This window comes from Streptomyces sp. NPDC048473 (assembly GCF_043200155.1).
In the GTDB taxonomy this organism is placed as follows: Bacteria; Actinomycetota; Actinomycetes; order Streptomycetales; family Streptomycetaceae; genus Streptomyces.
In genome coordinates this window covers 102,521-115,479 of record NZ_JBICXE010000014.1, presented here as the reverse complement: position 1 = coordinate 115,479, position 12,959 = coordinate 102,521, and the positions used below count along the sequence as shown (strand labels likewise).

19 protein-coding genes are annotated in these 12,959 nt (G+C 70.5%); 7 read left to right on the top strand and 12 right to left on the bottom strand.

Annotation, left to right across the window (positions count from 1 at the left end):
- Positions 1-7: 7 nt before the first annotated feature.
- The 6 genes from ACGFU7_RS22935 to ACGFU7_RS22910 form a co-directional block, all read right to left on the bottom strand.
- Positions 8-1,327, bottom strand: a complete 1,320-nt coding sequence (locus tag ACGFU7_RS22935; protein ID WP_393697929.1) for a deoxyguanosinetriphosphate triphosphohydrolase — start codon at positions 1,325-1,327, stop codon at positions 8-10.
- A 92-nt stretch (positions 1,328-1,419) separates the two neighbouring features.
- Positions 1,420-1,614 (bottom strand): hypothetical protein, encoded by a 195-nt coding sequence (locus ACGFU7_RS22930; RefSeq protein WP_393697855.1) that lies wholly within the window; start codon positions 1,612-1,614, stop codon positions 1,420-1,422.
- 194 nt (positions 1,615-1,808) lie between these two features.
- Entirely contained in the window at positions 1,809-2,606 is a 798-nt protein-coding gene (locus ACGFU7_RS22925; RefSeq protein ID WP_393697928.1) for a Cof-type HAD-IIB family hydrolase, read from the bottom strand.
- A gap of 24 nt (positions 2,607-2,630) precedes the next feature.
- Positions 2,631-2,933 (bottom strand): DUF6210 family protein, encoded by a 303-nt coding sequence (locus ACGFU7_RS22920; RefSeq protein ID WP_393697854.1) that lies wholly within the window; start codon positions 2,931-2,933, stop codon positions 2,631-2,633.
- Entirely contained in the window at positions 2,917-3,087 is a 171-nt protein-coding gene (locus ACGFU7_RS22915) for a DUF6210 family protein (protein WP_393697853.1), read from the bottom strand. The genes ACGFU7_RS22920 and ACGFU7_RS22915 overlap by 17 nt, the downstream gene beginning before the upstream one ends.
- Positions 3,088-3,118: 31 nt before the next feature.
- On the bottom strand, positions 3,119-3,331 hold the full coding sequence (locus tag ACGFU7_RS22910; protein WP_393697852.1) for a hypothetical protein: 213 nt from the start codon (positions 3,329-3,331) through the stop codon (positions 3,119-3,121).
- Positions 3,332-3,611: 280 nt separating this feature from the next.
- Between ACGFU7_RS22910 and ACGFU7_RS22905 the strand changes: the two genes are divergently transcribed.
- Positions 3,612-4,334, top strand: coding sequence for a vancomycin high temperature exclusion protein (locus ACGFU7_RS22905; RefSeq protein ID WP_393697927.1), 723 nt, complete (start codon positions 3,612-3,614; stop codon positions 4,332-4,334).
- Positions 4,335-4,361: 27 nt separating this feature from the next.
- On the opposite strand, the gene cutA is transcribed toward ACGFU7_RS22905, so the two are convergent.
- Positions 4,362-4,685, bottom strand: coding sequence for a divalent-cation tolerance protein CutA (gene cutA, locus ACGFU7_RS22900; RefSeq protein WP_393697926.1), 324 nt, complete (start codon positions 4,683-4,685; stop codon positions 4,362-4,364).
- 108 nt (positions 4,686-4,793) lie between these two features.
- The gene (locus tag ACGFU7_RS22895; RefSeq protein WP_393697851.1) at positions 4,794-5,420 is read right to left on the bottom strand and encodes an NADPH-dependent FMN reductase; all 627 of its coding nucleotides are present in this window, start codon (positions 5,418-5,420) and stop codon (positions 4,794-4,796) included.
- Positions 5,421-5,508: 88 nt separating this feature from the next.
- Between ACGFU7_RS22895 and ACGFU7_RS22890 the strand changes: the two genes are divergently transcribed.
- Complete coding sequence (locus ACGFU7_RS22890; RefSeq protein ID WP_393697850.1) at positions 5,509-6,309, top strand: aminotransferase class IV family protein; 801 nt, start codon at positions 5,509-5,511, stop codon at positions 6,307-6,309.
- Positions 6,310-6,321: 12 nt separating this feature from the next.
- Here the strand turns inward: ACGFU7_RS22890 and ACGFU7_RS22885 are convergent, their stop codons facing one another.
- The gene (locus ACGFU7_RS22885; protein ID WP_393697849.1) at positions 6,322-6,768 is read right to left on the bottom strand and encodes an Lrp/AsnC family transcriptional regulator; all 447 of its coding nucleotides are present in this window, start codon (positions 6,766-6,768) and stop codon (positions 6,322-6,324) included.
- Here ACGFU7_RS22885 and ACGFU7_RS22880 point away from each other — a divergent pair.
- The 4 genes from ACGFU7_RS22880 to ACGFU7_RS22865 all read left to right on the top strand — a co-directional run bounded on the left by ACGFU7_RS22880 (position 6,758) and on the right by ACGFU7_RS22865 (position 9,218).
- Complete coding sequence (locus ACGFU7_RS22880) at positions 6,758-6,880, top strand: hypothetical protein (RefSeq protein ID WP_393697848.1); 123 nt, start codon at positions 6,758-6,760, stop codon at positions 6,878-6,880. The genes ACGFU7_RS22885 and ACGFU7_RS22880 overlap by 11 nt on opposite strands.
- Before the next feature lie 46 nt (positions 6,881-6,926).
- Positions 6,927-7,388, top strand: a complete 462-nt coding sequence (locus ACGFU7_RS22875; protein ID WP_393697847.1) for a DUF5990 family protein — start codon at positions 6,927-6,929, stop codon at positions 7,386-7,388.
- A 397-nt stretch (positions 7,389-7,785) separates the two neighbouring features.
- The gene (locus ACGFU7_RS22870; protein WP_393697846.1) at positions 7,786-8,484 is read left to right on the top strand and encodes a hypothetical protein; all 699 of its coding nucleotides are present in this window, start codon (positions 7,786-7,788) and stop codon (positions 8,482-8,484) included.
- Between the two features lie 110 nt (positions 8,485-8,594).
- Positions 8,595-9,218 carry a class F sortase gene (locus ACGFU7_RS22865; protein ID WP_393697845.1) on the top strand — a complete coding sequence of 208 codons (624 nt, stop codon included), beginning with the start codon at positions 8,595-8,597 and terminating at the stop codon, positions 9,216-9,218.
- 24 nt (positions 9,219-9,242) lie between these two features.
- On the opposite strand, the gene ACGFU7_RS22860 is transcribed toward ACGFU7_RS22865, so the two are convergent.
- The gene (locus tag ACGFU7_RS22860) at positions 9,243-10,031 is read right to left on the bottom strand and encodes a sulfite exporter TauE/SafE family protein (RefSeq protein ID WP_393697844.1); all 789 of its coding nucleotides are present in this window, start codon (positions 10,029-10,031) and stop codon (positions 9,243-9,245) included.
- A 161-nt stretch (positions 10,032-10,192) separates the two neighbouring features.
- On the opposite strand from ACGFU7_RS22860, the gene ACGFU7_RS22855 reads away from it, so the two are divergent.
- Positions 10,193-11,122, top strand: a complete 930-nt coding sequence (locus ACGFU7_RS22855; protein ID WP_393697843.1) for an oxidoreductase — start codon at positions 10,193-10,195, stop codon at positions 11,120-11,122.
- A gap of 30 nt (positions 11,123-11,152) precedes the next feature.
- On the opposite strand, the gene ACGFU7_RS22850 is transcribed toward ACGFU7_RS22855, so the two are convergent.
- Both ACGFU7_RS22850 and ACGFU7_RS22845 read right to left on the bottom strand, forming a co-directional pair.
- Entirely contained in the window at positions 11,153-11,566 is a 414-nt protein-coding gene (locus ACGFU7_RS22850) for a VOC family protein (RefSeq protein WP_393697842.1), read from the bottom strand.
- A 132-nt stretch (positions 11,567-11,698) separates the two neighbouring features.
- On the bottom strand, positions 11,699-12,673 hold the full coding sequence (locus ACGFU7_RS22845; protein WP_393697841.1) for an ArsR/SmtB family transcription factor: 975 nt from the start codon (positions 12,671-12,673) through the stop codon (positions 11,699-11,701).
- Positions 12,674-12,959: the final 286 nt, after the last annotated feature.

The following is a 12,959-nucleotide window of genomic DNA, read 5'->3' as shown; positions in this document are numbered from 1 at the left end:
GCTCCGGTCAGCGGCGGCGGTCGGTGAGCGATGCGTGCAGGGAGCGTGCGGAGGCGTCGGTGAGGGCGGCGATCTGGTCGACCAGGACCCGCTTGCGGGCCCTGTCGTCGTGGGCGGCGTAGAACAGCGCCCGGAACTGCGGCTCCAGCCCCTCCGGGGCACGCGCGGTCAGCGCGGCGGCCAGTTCCGCGATGACGATCCGCTGGTCGGCGCGGATCGCCTCCTGCTCGGCGCGCTGCATGACGTACCGGTCGGCGACCGCCTTGAGCACGGCGCATTCGTTGCGTGCCTCGCGGGGGACGACGAGCTCGGCGGCGTACCGGCCGAGGCGGCCCGTCCCGTACGCCAGCCGGGTGCTGCTTTCGGCGGCGAGACAGAACCGGCCGATCAGCTGGCTCGTCGCGTCCTTCAGCCGGGCCTGGGCGACAGCGGATCCGTCGTAGCCGTGTGGCCACCAGTCCTGGCCGATGAGCCGGTCCAGGGCGTCGGCCAGCTCCTCGGGATCGGTGTCCGCCGGGACGTAACGGCCGATGGCGACCGCCCAGATCTCGTTCCGCTCGGGCTCGGCGTAGAGGCAGTTGGGGTCGATGTGCCCGGCGTGCAGCCCGTCCTCGAAGTCGTGCACCGAGTACGCGACGTCGTCGGACCAGTCCATGACCTGGGCCTCGAAGCATTTACGGTCCTTCGGGGCGCCGTGGCGGGCCCACTCGAAGACCGGCAGGTCGTCCTCGTACACCCCGAATTTCGGCGAGCCGGGGTCGAAGGGGTGCCCACCGCGCGGCCACGGGTACTTGGTGGCCGCGTCCAGTGAGGCACGGGTCAGGTTGAGACCTACGCTGACCAGCTCGCCGGTCCGGGTGTCGGGCACGAACCGCTTCGGCTCGAGCCTGGTCAGCAGGCGCAGCGACTGGGCGTTGCCCTCGAAGCCCCCGCAGTCCGACGCGAAGTCGTTCAGCGCCTGCTCCCCGTTGTGTCCGAACGGCGGGTGGCCCAGGTCATGGGCGAGGCAGGCCGTCTCGACCAGATCGGGGTCGCAGCCGAGCGCCGCCCCGAGTTCGCGGCCGACCTGGGCGCATTCCAGGGAGTGGGTGAGCCGGGTCCGCGGGCTGGCGTCCCAGGCGTGGCTGCGGGTGCCTGGGGTGACGACCTGGGTCTTCCCTGCGAGCCGGCGCAGCGCGGCGGAGTGCAGCACTCGGGCGCGGTCACGCTGGAACGCGGTACGACCGGGCCGTTTGTCCGGCTCGGTGTCCCAGCGCTCGGCGTCGGTCGCGCCGTAGGGGGCCGTGCCGTGGTCCTGCGTTCCCTGTGTGCCGTGCGTACCGTCCATGCCGTCCATGGTTCCGACAGTAAACGGCCGGGCCGACAAGAGGGCTCATGCGGCTGCGCGGCGGGCGGCTCGGGGCAAGGGGCCACAAGACGCTATTCGGCCGTCGCGACCCCGGCCACGAACCGTCGCACAGGCCCTGGGGCGGGGGCCCGCGCGGGCCGTCGGGTTCCGTTCAGGGAGATGAGGCTGAGCTGGGTGCCGAGCTGTGCGGTGATGCGGGTCAACAGTTGCGCCGTGCTGTCGAGGGGCAGGGACTCATCGGGATGTGCCGGTGCCGACTCCGTCATGGACCGATGGTGCAGGGCCGAGGTTGCCGCACCGTTGCGTGAGAGTGACGGGTGCTTTCCGCGGGCGCGTCGAGCGGTCTGGGCCGGATCGGGCGGAGCATCGGTTCAGGCGGGGTCTCGGCGCGAGGCCAGGTCTCGGCGCGAGGCCAGGTCTCGGCGCCGGGCGGGGAATCGATGCGGGCCGGGTCTCAATATCAGGCCGCGCCGCCGAAGAGCCGCTCGATGACGTACGCGACCCCGTCCTCCTCGTTGGAGAGCGTGTGCGTCCGTATGGCGGCCAGCACGCTCGGGTGGGCGTTGCCCATCGCGTAGCCGGTGCCGGCCCAGTCGAGGACGGTCAGGTCGTTGGGCATGTCGCCGAAGGCGATGACCTCCGTGGCGTCGATGCCCCGCCCGGCGCACAGCATCGAGAGGGTGCCGGCCTTGGTGACACCGGACGCACTGATCTCCAGCAGCCCGCGCCCGCCGGAGTGGGTGAGCTGCACCTCGTCGCCCGCCCCTTCCTCGGCCGCGGCCAGCAGGGCGTCCGCGTCGAGCCGGTCCGACCAGGCGAGCAGCTTGGTGACGGGGACGTCGGTCAGCCACAGATCCGCCAGCGACGGTACGGGCAGCTCGGCGTCGATGTCCTCGGAGAGCCGCAAGCGGTAGGCGGGTTCGTACAGGACCTGGTCGCCGGTCTCCAGGGCGAAGCCGATCTCGGGCACGGCGGCGGCCAGCGCGGTGGCGACGCGCCGGGCGGTGGCGAGGGGCAGGGCGCGGGAGGAGACGACGGTGCGCGTCCCGATGTCGTACACCAGCGCCCCGTTGCTGCACACGGCCGTCCCCGCGAGACCGGCGGCCTCGGCGAGCCGGTCGACGAATCTGGGCGGCCGGGCGGTGACGAGGACGACCTCGGCACCGGCACTCTCGGCCGTGCGCAGAGCGCGCAGGGTGCGGGGCGAGAGAGTGCCGTCGTTGCGCAGGAGCGTGCCGTCGAGATCGGAGGCGATCAGCCGTGGAAGCAACATTGCCCGATGCTACTGGGCGGCCGCCGGACGGCAGCCGGGCTCAGTCCGAGTTGCACCGGAGCAGCACACCCGGCCCGTCGGGGGTGAGACCGGCACCCATGCCTCGTCCGTCTCGTCCAACCGGCTCTCGTCCCAGCGCAGTTCGTGGGGCTGGTCGTCCACGCCGTCGCTGGACCAGTAGCGGATTTCCCCGACCGCGCCGCGCAAGGCGTCCCGCTCGTCCGGTGCCCAGGGGCGGTTCCAGGTGCCCGCACCGCGGAAGTACCGCTCGAACAGCCGCCGCAGCGCGCCGAGTTCATCGGGTGAGCGCACCGGGACGAGAAACCCCCTCGGCCTCGCCCTGCCGGCAGGCCGTACCGCCGTACTGCTGTTGATAGATCACCCCGGTGGGGGCCGCCACCACCACGTAGAGCCGGTCGACGGCCACACCGTCCGGGTCGAGGAACACATATCGCGGGAAAGACATGGGGTCGGCGTCGTGGGCCGGGGTCGCGTACTCAATGGGTTTTCCGGGCCGCCCGTTCCGCTGCCGCGTGCCACCACGCCGGGGCAGGCGGGAATCCTGGCTGCGAGGTGGGCTGGTCGGGATGGAGGCCGAGCGGAATCAGCGCCGCAGCCCGGACGCGGACGGTGATCCAGCCGTGCCAGCGGCCGTCCGGGCCGGGGCCGCAGGCCAGGTCGATGTGCAGGTCGTCGACGGCGAACGGCATCCAGTCGATGCCCCGGTCCCGCAGTCAAGCGCGGACGGCAGCCGCGGGATGCGGTCGGCCCTTCAGGTTCTCGTACGCGGCGACGGTCACCCAGTCGTCCGTCCCGGTTCCAGTTCGGTTCATGGCGGCCATCATGCCCGAAGTGTCTGCGGCACGATCGGAAACGGTAATGAAATCAACGAAATCGGGAGATGGAGAACCCTTCCTCCCCGTCACTCGTCCGATCATGTGGGACAGCACGGCACAGGGCGCGAACAGCACCGAACAGGGGGACACACTCATGCGGGAGAAGCAGCCGGGACGGCTGGGGCGGCTCGGGCGGCTGCGGCCGCGGTGGCCGCGGTGGCCGCGGACGCGGCGCGGGCAGCGGCGGCTCGTGCAGGGGGTGATGGTCGCCTGTGTGGCGGCGCTGGCACCCTCGACCTGGATGTACTCCCTCGCCGACGCCCGCGTCAGGACGCCCGCGGACGCGCCCGCGCAGCAGGTCGCCATGGTGTTCGGGGCCGGCCTCTGGCAGGGCAAGCCGACGCCGTATCTCGCGAACCGGCTGAACGCCGCCGCCGAGCTGTACCGGGACGGGAAGGTGAAAGTCGTGCTCGTGACCGGTGACAACAGCCGGAAGGAGTACGACGAACCGGACGCCATGCGCACGTATCTCAGGGCGCACGGGGTGCCGGACAAGCGGATCGTGAGCGACTTCGCCGGGTTCGACACCTGGGACTCGTGCGTCCGGGCCAAGAAGATCTTCGGGGTCGACCGCGCAGTGCTGGTGAGCCAGGGGTTCCACATCCGGCGGGCGATCGCGTTGTGCCGGACCGCGGGGATCGATGCGTACGGCGTCGGCGTCGACGCCGTACACGATGCGACCTGGTACTACGGCGGGACGCGGGAGGTGTTCGCGGCGGGAAAGGCGGCGCTGGATGCCGTGTTCAGGCCCGACCCGCAGTTTCTGGGGCCACAGGAGCCCGGGGTCGAGGAGGCCCTGGCGGCGGACGGGCATTGAGGGCGGGCGACCCCGGGCTGGTGCCGGCTACAGAGAGATGACCGGGGCGGTCTCGGCCGAGACCCAGTCGAGGTAGCGGGCGCTGCCCCGCACCACCGGGATCGCAATGATCTCCGGTGTTTCGTAGTCGTGCGCCGCCAGGAGATGCGCCTCCAGTTCCTCGTACCGCTCGGCCGTCGTCTTGAACAGCAGCTGCCACTCCTCGGTGGTATCGATGGCGTTCCGCCAGCGGTAGACCGAGGTGACGGGCGCGGAGATCTGTACGCAGGCGGCGAGCCGCGCCTCCACCGCGCCCTGCGCCAGGGAATGGGCCTTCTCCTCGCTGTCCGTCGTGGTCAGCACGGTCAGCATCAGCAATGCCGGCGTCGTCACCTTCGGGCTCCTCGGGTCGGTTTCGGGGCGTCCTTGCCTTCTTCGTCGATTGTCGGGGGCGTTGCGGCGCGGCGCAGTGTCCCGCGGTCAGACGCCGTACGGACGGACGGCCTTGGCGTCGCGCAGCGCGCGCCCCCACCAGACCAGCTGGTCGAGCAGTGTCCTGGCCGCCGCGTCGCAGCCCGAGGGGTCCTTGTGCCTGCCCTCGTCGTCGAACAGGGCGCCCGCATTGTGGAACGACACGGTTTCGCGGATGCCGACGGCGTGCAGCTCCGCGAAGACCTGCCTCAGGTGCTCGACGGCGCGCAGGCCTCCGGAGACTCCGCCGTACGAGACGAAGGCGACGGGCTTGGCCTGCCACTCGGCGTGGTGCCAGTCGATGAGGTTCTTCAGCGGGGCCGGGTACGAGTGGTTGTACTCGGGGGTGATGACGACGAAGGCATCGGCCTTGGCCAACCTGGGCGACACGGGCGCCAGTTGGGCCTGCGCATCGGCGTCGGGCCGGTGGGAGAGGGCGATCGGGAGGTCGAGTTCCGCGATGTCGATCAGGTCGGTCCCGATGCCGGAGTGACCGGCGGCGCGCGAGAGGAACCAGTCGGAGACGACGGGTGCGAACCGTCCCTCGCGATTGCTGGCGAGGATGACCGCAACCTTCAGGGGCGCGGTGGAGGCGGTCGTGGATGCGATGGATGAGGGTGTTGCGGTGAGGTCCATGCGGAGAGGCTCATATGTCAACCATGGTTGAGGTCAAGTCCTGTCCGTCGGGGGCCGCCGTCGCGCGCCGCGGCATACGGTGGATCGCATGACGACTCCCCCTCCCACGCCCTTCCCGTACGCCGAGTTCGACGGGCGTCCGGCCACCGAGGCGGATCTGCGGATTCCCGCCTTCCTCAACTACGGCCATTTCACGGCCATGCAGGTCAGGGACGGAAAGGTGCGCGGCCTCGCCCTGCATCTGGCCCGGCTGGACTCCGCCAACCAGGAGCTGTTCGAGCACGGTCTCGACGGGGAGCGGGTCCGCGAGCTGATCCGGCACGCGCTGGACAGTGCCGGGGTACGGGACGCCTCGACCCGGGTGTACGGCTTTCCGTCACCGGGCGGCACGGAGACGACCGTCATGGTCACGGTGCGCGAGCCGGCGCGGAAGTCCGCCGAACCGCACGACCTGATGTCCGTTCCGTACGCCCGGACCGTGCCGCACATCAAGCGCCCCGGCGAGTTCGGCCAGACGTACTACGCAAGGCTCGCGGCACGCGCCGGTTTCGACGAGGCCCTGCTGACCACGCCGGACGGTGCGGTGACGGAGGGTTCGATCACCAACATCGCTTTCTGGGACGGCACTTCGGTCGTCTGGCCCGACGCCCCTTCCCTGCTCGGCATCACCATGGCGCTGCTGGAGCAGGAGCTGCCGGGCGCGGGGCTGGAGTCCGTACGGCGCCCGGTGACACTGGACGGGCTGGCCGCGTTCCGGTCGGCGTTCATCACCAACTCGCAGGGCATCGCGCCGGTCCGGCGCATCGACGACACCGAGTTCACGATGGACGAGGAGCTGATGAAGCGGATCGGGCAGGCGTACGACGGCGCGCCGTGGGACACGATCTGAAGCCTCCTGGCGTCACGCCGGACCCCCATGGCTGCCCGGGCGCTTCACCGCCCGGCCGACCAGGACGGTCTCGACGGCCGTGACACCGTGGGCGCCGATGTCCTGTGTCAGAAAGCGATAGAGGGCTGCCAGGTCGGGCAGCCACACCGCGAGATGGAGGTTGGCGGCACCGGCGGTGGCCATGGCGCCGTGCACCGCCGGATGAGCGGCCAGTTCCCGGCCCACCGCGTCGAGCCGGCCGGGCTCCACCTGCATCAGCAGATTGGCGTCGACGGCGAGACCGAGGCGGCGCACGTCCACATGGACATGGGTGCGCAGCAGACCGCGCTCGCGCAGTGCCGCGATGCGGCGGCGGACGGTGGACTCGGGGCGGCTCGACGCGTTCTGGGAGTACGGCCGGGACGACTCGAACCTCCTCGCCGGTGCGCTGCCGGCGCCCGAGGCCGGCGTGTCCGTCACGGACCCGACCGGGGCCGCGGACCACGGGTGGACCGCGGGAGCCGAAGGCTTTCTCGCCGCGCCCCGCCTCCTGCACGGCGAACTCCACGCCCTGCTGCGGACGGCGGCCTGAAGGCACACGGGCAGGGTCGGCGTCCGGAGGGAGGGAGCATGGGGGCATGCAGATCCATATCGAAGGCTCACATCTCCCCGGCCTCACCTGTGGGCCCGACAGTGACTTCCCCGGCGCCCACAACATCCACGTGGGCGTGCAGCGCAAGGACAGGCCCGGCGAACTGCTCGGCCTGCACCCGGGCGACGCCCCGTCGGCCTCGTGGACCTTGGACTGCACCGTCGCCCCGGCCGGGGACGGTGTCGAGATCAAGGGGCCTTACGTGCAGAACCGGCTGGGCGGGCGCTTCGTCTATCTGTCCTGGGGCACGGTCGACGAGAACGGCGTCTTCGCCATGTTCCGGCGGGCCAAGCTGATGCTGGGCGACATCGATCCGGCCGTGGTCGAAGCCGCCGTGCGCTCCGGGCATCTCACCGCGCGGCTGACTCTCTCCGACGCCAAGGGGCAGCCGCTCTGCGCCCGGGTGCGACCGCCGGCTGTCGAATGGTCCGCCACAGCACCGGCCTGAGAATGCCGCATCGCGGGACGCCCCGGGCATGGAACCGCCCTCACCGGACCCAGGGGGGGGAAGGGTCCGGTGAGGGCGGCGGCCGGGGGCGGCCTGGTGCACCGTCCCGTGGGGGGGTGTCAGACGTGTGCCCGACACTCGCAAGGTCATGCGTGTGATGTGCGCCACTCTCTTCCGGGGCGACATCACCCAATCGGCACCGGGCGGTACGGGACCGGCAGCCCTCGCTTCGATCACCGCTGTGACCTGCACGCATGCAGCTTGGCAAGGATGCCGCGCCGGGCCGTTCGGGTGAAAGCTGACTCGGTGTCAGCAGGCATGGGTGGCGGACCGCCCGTTAGCTCGTGGTCAGGACACGCCGACACACCCACTCGCGCAGTTGCCGGAGGAACCCCCCATGCGTCCTGCCCGCCTAGTGACCGGTACCGCCGTTTCCGCGGTCACCATAGCCACGCTCGGCCTCTTCACCGCCGGGCCGTACGCGTACGCAGGTGATGTCGGCGCGCTGCGGGTCAGCTCGGCGGCCGCGCCACGGGACAACGGCGACGAGGGCGGGGCGGACAACCCCGCCGGGTCCGGGCGCGACACTCCCTTCAGCCTCAACAATCCCTCCGGCCTCAATGTCCCCTCGCTGCTCGACTCCGTCGGCGGGCTCGACGCCCTGTCCGGGCTCAACATTCCCTCCGGGGACGAGGGCTCGGCAAAGCAGGACAGCTCGTCGTCCGGACGCGACAACTCATCCGGACGCGACAGCCAGTCCGGACGCGACAACTCATCCGGACAGAACGACCAGTCCGGACGCGACAACTCGTCATCCGAGCGCGACAACTCATCCGGACGCGACAACTCATCATCCGAACGCGACAACTCATCGTCCGGACGCGACAGCCAGTCCGGACGGGACAACTCGTCATCCGGGCGTGACGACTCATCCGTACCCGACGCCCCCAGCGGGCACGTCAAAACAGGTGTCGGCGGCAGCGTCCGGCCCGACACCACCCAGATCGCGGCGGGCGCCGGCGTACTCGCCGCGACCGCCGTCGGCGGAGCCTGGCTCCTGCGTCGCCGGGCGAGCGGCACGCAGGGAGCCGGCTGACGGCGACGGATTCACGTCTCCGTACCGCCTGGTTTCCGTCCCGGTGGCCGCGCGCCACCGGGACGGGACTGTCCCCGTACCGTCCCCATCTCGTCACCCGGAGGACGACCGTGCCCCAGAAGGCCAAGAGCTGGCTGCTGGCCATCGCAGCGCTGGCCGGTATCTGGCTGATCCGTCACGGCGCCGGCACCGAGCTGATCCCGCCCCAGCCGACCGCCGCCCAGGCCTTCGCGGGCGGCCCCGAGCTGCAGCCGGGGTCTCCGGTCGCCGAACCACTGAAGCCCTCGGCGCCCGTGCGCATCCGGATCCCGAGCATCCGGGTGGACGCCCCGATGATGCGACTGGGGCTCGGGGCCGACGGCAGTCTCGATGTGCCGCCGGCCGGGAACCGTGATGTCGTCGGCTGGTACCGGGACGGCACTCCGCCCGGCTCCAAGGGCAGCGCGATCGTCGCCGGTCATGTCGACAACGCACAAGGGCCATCGGTCTTCTACAACCTGGGCACCCTGCAGAAGGGCAGCACGGTCGAGGTGGTCCGCCAGGACGGGCGTACCGCCGTCTTCTCACTCGACGCGGTCGAGGTCTACGAGAGCAAGAACTTCCCCGACAAGCGGGTGTACGGCGCCTCGCCCTACGCCTCGCTGCGGCTGATCACCTGCGGCGGCGGGTTCTCGAAGACGACGGGTTACCAGGGCAATGTGGTGGCGTACGCGCATCTCACCGAGGTGCGGTGAACCCGGCCGCCCGCCGCCCGTCGTTCATGCCGTCCACTGGTCGAACGCCAACTTCGCGACCAGCGAGAACACCACGACCAGCAGTACCCCGCGGACGAACTCGCTGCCCTTCCTGAGCGCCATCCGCGCCCCGATCAGACCGCCCGCCAGGTTGAACACCGCCATCAGCGCGGCCAGTTGCCACATCACGCTGCCCTGGTAGGCGAACATCGCCAGCGCCCCGCCGTTGGTGCAGACGTTGACGATCTTGGCGGTGGCGGACGCCGTCACCAGGTCGAGGTGGAGCACCGCGGTCAGCGCCAGCACCAGGAACGTTCCGGTGCCGGGGCCGAACAGCCCGTCGTAGAAGCCGATGCCGCCGCCGACCAGCACGATCGCGGTGACGGTGCGGGCCCGGGTGACCTTGTGCCGCGTACCGTCGTCCGCCGCCCTGCCGAACGAGGGCCGCAGCATCACGAACGCCGCGACCGCCAGCAGCACAACCATGATGACCGGGCGCAGCACCTCGCTGCTGATCCCGGCGGCGAAGAACGCCCCGGTCATCGATCCGGCCAGCGCCGCGAGCCCGATCCGCAGGGCCGTCCCGACCTTCACCGGTGCCTTGCGTACGTACGTCACGGCGGCGCCCGACGTACCGACGATCGCGACCGCCTTGTTCGTGCCGAGGACGTGCGCGGCCGGGACGTGCGGCAGGCCCAGCAGCAGGGCGGGCAGCAGCAGCAGTCCGCCGCCGCCGACCACCGCGTCGATCCAGCCGGCCGCGGCTGCGGCGAGGCAGAGGACGACCAGAGTGGTGAGTGTTATGTCGGGCATGGTCGCGACCATAAGGAGGCGATACGTGCTCCGTCCAACCGCTTTCGGCCGGATCGCCGAGCCAACTCCGAGGTTCACGGGCTTCAGGCCCTCGCGAGCCCGGCGGAATCCGGATCCGCCCGGCCCGTCCGGCCGGCGCGCCGCGGTCGTACGCTTGGCCCATGAGCCAGGGCTGGAACGCGAGCGACATCCCCGATCAGAGCGGCCGTACCGCCGTGGTCACCGGAGCCAACAGCGGCATCGGACTGATCACGGCACGGGAACTGGCCCGGCACGGCGCGCGAGTGCTGCTCGCCTGCCGCGACGAGACACGCGGCAAGGAGGCCGAGTCCCGCATCCGGACGGCCGTGCCCGGCGCGGACGTGGAGTTCGTACCGCTCGATCTGGCCGATCTGGATTCCGTACGCAAGTTCGCCGCGGCCCACACGCCCGACCGGCTCGATCTGCTGATCAACAACGCGGGTGTGATGGCCCTTCCGTACGGGAAGACGGCCGACGGCTTCGAGAGGCAGTTCGGCGTCAACCACCTCGGGCACTTCGCCCTCACCGGACTGCTGCTCACAAAGCTCCTCGACACCCCCGGGGCGCGCGTGGTGAGCGTCTCCAGCGGTATGCACGCCCTGTCCAACATCGACATCGGGGATCTCAACAGCGAGCGGAACTACCGCCGTTGGATCGCCTACGGCCGCTCCAAGACCGCCAATCTGCTCTTCATCCACGAGCTGGCGCGGCGGCTGTCGGCGGCCGGTTGCGAGGTGGTGGCCGCCGCGGCGCACCCCGGTTACGCGGCGACCAATCTGCAGACGGCGGGCGTCCGGATGGAGAACCGCAAGGCGGCGGAACGGGTGGTGGAGCTCGGCAACCGGATCATCGCCCAGCCCGCGTCGTCCGGTGCGCTGCCCACCCTGTACGCGGCCACCGCGCCCGGCGTACGCCCCGACTCGTTCACCGGGCCGAGGCTGCTGGGCTGGCGCGGTGCGCCCGCCCCGTCCTGGCGGGCAGGCTGGACGCTGAACGATGTGGCGAGCGAACGGCTCTGGGTGGCGTCCGAGCAGCTCACGGGGGTGGCATATCCGGGCTTCACACACTGAGGACCGCTCCCCCGCCCCTCGTCGACGGGCTCAGCCCTGCTGGCCCTCGACGGCGGAGGGGTCCATCCACATGACCTCCCAGATGTGGTGGTTCGGGTCCTGGAAGGAACGGCCGTACATGAAGCCGTAGTCGATCGGCTCGTTGGCGGGCGATCCCCCGGAGGCGAGGGCGGTGTCGACCAGCTCGTCCACCTTCTCGCGGCTCTCGGCGCTCAGGGCGAGGATCACCTCGGTGGACTTCGAGGCGTCGACGATCTCCTTCTTGGTGAACTCCTTGAAGCGGGGCTCCGTGAGGAGCATGGCGAAGATGGTGTCGCTGATGACGAGACATGCGGTGTTCTCGTCGGTGAACTGCGGGTTGAACGAGAAGCCGAGCTTGCCGAAGAAGGCCTTGGTCGTCTCGAGGTCCTTGACCGGCAGGTTCACGAAGATCATCTGAGGCATGGTCGTTCCGCTCTCTCTGTTGTCCGAACTCTGCGTTGTTCGAACTCTGCTGTTCGAACGATTTACGACAGGTAGACGGCCGGGCTGCGCAGAACTCATCGGTCCCGCGAAGAAAACTCTGGCCCTCCGGCGTCAGGACATGGCGAGCGGCGCGCCGCCGCGGAGCAGTGATCCGCCCAGCGGGGTCAGCGTGTGCAGGACCGAGCTGCCGTGCCTCAGGGTGTGGATCAGGCCGGCCTCGCGCAGCACACAGGCGTGCTGGCTCGCCGAGGCGAGGGAGACTCCTGCCCGGCGGGCGAGTTCGCTGGTCGTGCAGCCGTTGCCGATGGCTCTCAGGATCGTCGAGCGGGTATTGCCGAGGAGCCGGCCGAGCCAGGGCCCCGGTTCGGCGAAGACCGGGGCGCGGGAGTGGGTGACCGGGTAGACGAGGACCGGCGGAAGCTGCGGGTCGCGGTAGACGACCGGGGTGACGCGGCAGAAGTACGACGGCTGGAGCAGTAACCCCCTCCCGTCCAGATGGAGTTCGCGGTCGACGGGGTAGTCCGCCTCCAGCACGGGGGCCCGCCAGCGGATCATGGGCGGGAGGGAGGCGAGCAGCTCTTCCGCCCCGCCGTCCAGGAGGGCGCGGCCGCGGACGGCGCGGTCGGCCTCGACGCTGGCCTGGATGTGCGGCCAGTACGGCTCGATCGCGGCGCGATGGTAGCCGCGCAGGGCGGCGATGAGCCGGCCGAGCAGCTCGCCGCGCCCGTCCGCGGTGCGGCGCGCCTCGCGGCGTTCGGCGCCCAGCAGGGCGAGTTCGGCGCGGATCCGCAGGGGCGGGGTGTCGCGCAACGCTTCAATTCCGGCGTCGATGCCGTACGGCTCACCGCTTTCCTGAGAAGGCGTCAGGAAGTCCGGGAAATAGCCGCGCGGTGGAATCACGGCGGCCAGCAGACGTACTTCACCATTCAACCGGGGCCGGGTTTCCGTACGCCATTTCCCGAACACCGTGGAACCACGCCGATCCCTCAGCCGATGGAAACTCAGAATGGTTTCCCACAGCGCATCCGGCCGGGTGGCCATCCGCACCTTGGAAAGGTCCACTCCGGACATATGGATACGCAGCACCGAACCCCCATCTGTTGCACCTGCAATTGCCCCCACGCAAGGGTAGGTGATCCGTAACAGCACGTCACCACGGGGTTTCGGCCAGAGGTGAAACGTCTCGCCTCCGCATGCCCTCTCCCGAAAAGCTGTACGACGTCGGGTACGAATCCGGAGCCACCGGAAGAGCGAGTGAAGGCCGTGGGGGGTTTTGCTCGTTCGGCGGCGGTCGGCGACGGTGCGGCTCCGTACCCGACGGGGGTAAGCCGGGTGCGGCCCATGGATGGGGATCCATGGGCCGCACCCCGGT

Excerpts from the sequence above, each read along its gene's own strand:
- ACGFU7_RS22935 (WP_393697929.1), bottom strand. The coding sequence starts at position 1,327 with ATGGACGGTACGCACGGCACACAGGGAACGCAGGACCACGGCACGGCC.
- ACGFU7_RS22930 (WP_393697855.1), bottom strand. The coding sequence starts at position 1,614 with ATGACGGAGTCGGCACCGGCACATCCCGATGAGTCCCTGCCCCTCGAC.
- ACGFU7_RS22915 (WP_393697853.1), bottom strand. The coding sequence starts at position 3,087 with ATGTCTTTCCCGCGATATGTGTTCCTCGACCCGGACGGTGTGGCCGTC.
- ACGFU7_RS22910 (WP_393697852.1), bottom strand. The coding sequence starts at position 3,331 with ATGCCGTTCGCCGTCGACGACCTGCACATCGACCTGGCCTGCGGCCCC.
- ACGFU7_RS22905 (WP_393697927.1), top strand. The coding sequence starts at position 3,612 with ATGCGGGAGAAGCAGCCGGGACGGCTGGGGCGGCTCGGGCGGCTGCGG.
- cutA (WP_393697926.1), bottom strand. The coding sequence starts at position 4,685 with ATGCTGACCGTGCTGACCACGACGGACAGCGAGGAGAAGGCCCATTCC.
- ACGFU7_RS22895 (WP_393697851.1), bottom strand. The coding sequence starts at position 5,420 with ATGGACCTCACCGCAACACCCTCATCCATCGCATCCACGACCGCCTCC.
- ACGFU7_RS22890 (WP_393697850.1), top strand. The coding sequence starts at position 5,509 with ATGACGACTCCCCCTCCCACGCCCTTCCCGTACGCCGAGTTCGACGGG.
- ACGFU7_RS22875 (WP_393697847.1), top strand. The coding sequence starts at position 6,927 with ATGCAGATCCATATCGAAGGCTCACATCTCCCCGGCCTCACCTGTGGG.
- ACGFU7_RS22870 (WP_393697846.1), top strand. The coding sequence starts at position 7,786 with ATGCGTCCTGCCCGCCTAGTGACCGGTACCGCCGTTTCCGCGGTCACC.
- ACGFU7_RS22860 (WP_393697844.1), bottom strand. The coding sequence starts at position 10,031 with ATGCCCGACATAACACTCACCACTCTGGTCGTCCTCTGCCTCGCCGCA.
- ACGFU7_RS22855 (WP_393697843.1), top strand. The coding sequence starts at position 10,193 with ATGAGCCAGGGCTGGAACGCGAGCGACATCCCCGATCAGAGCGGCCGT.
- ACGFU7_RS22850 (WP_393697842.1), bottom strand. The coding sequence starts at position 11,566 with ATGCCTCAGATGATCTTCGTGAACCTGCCGGTCAAGGACCTCGAGACG.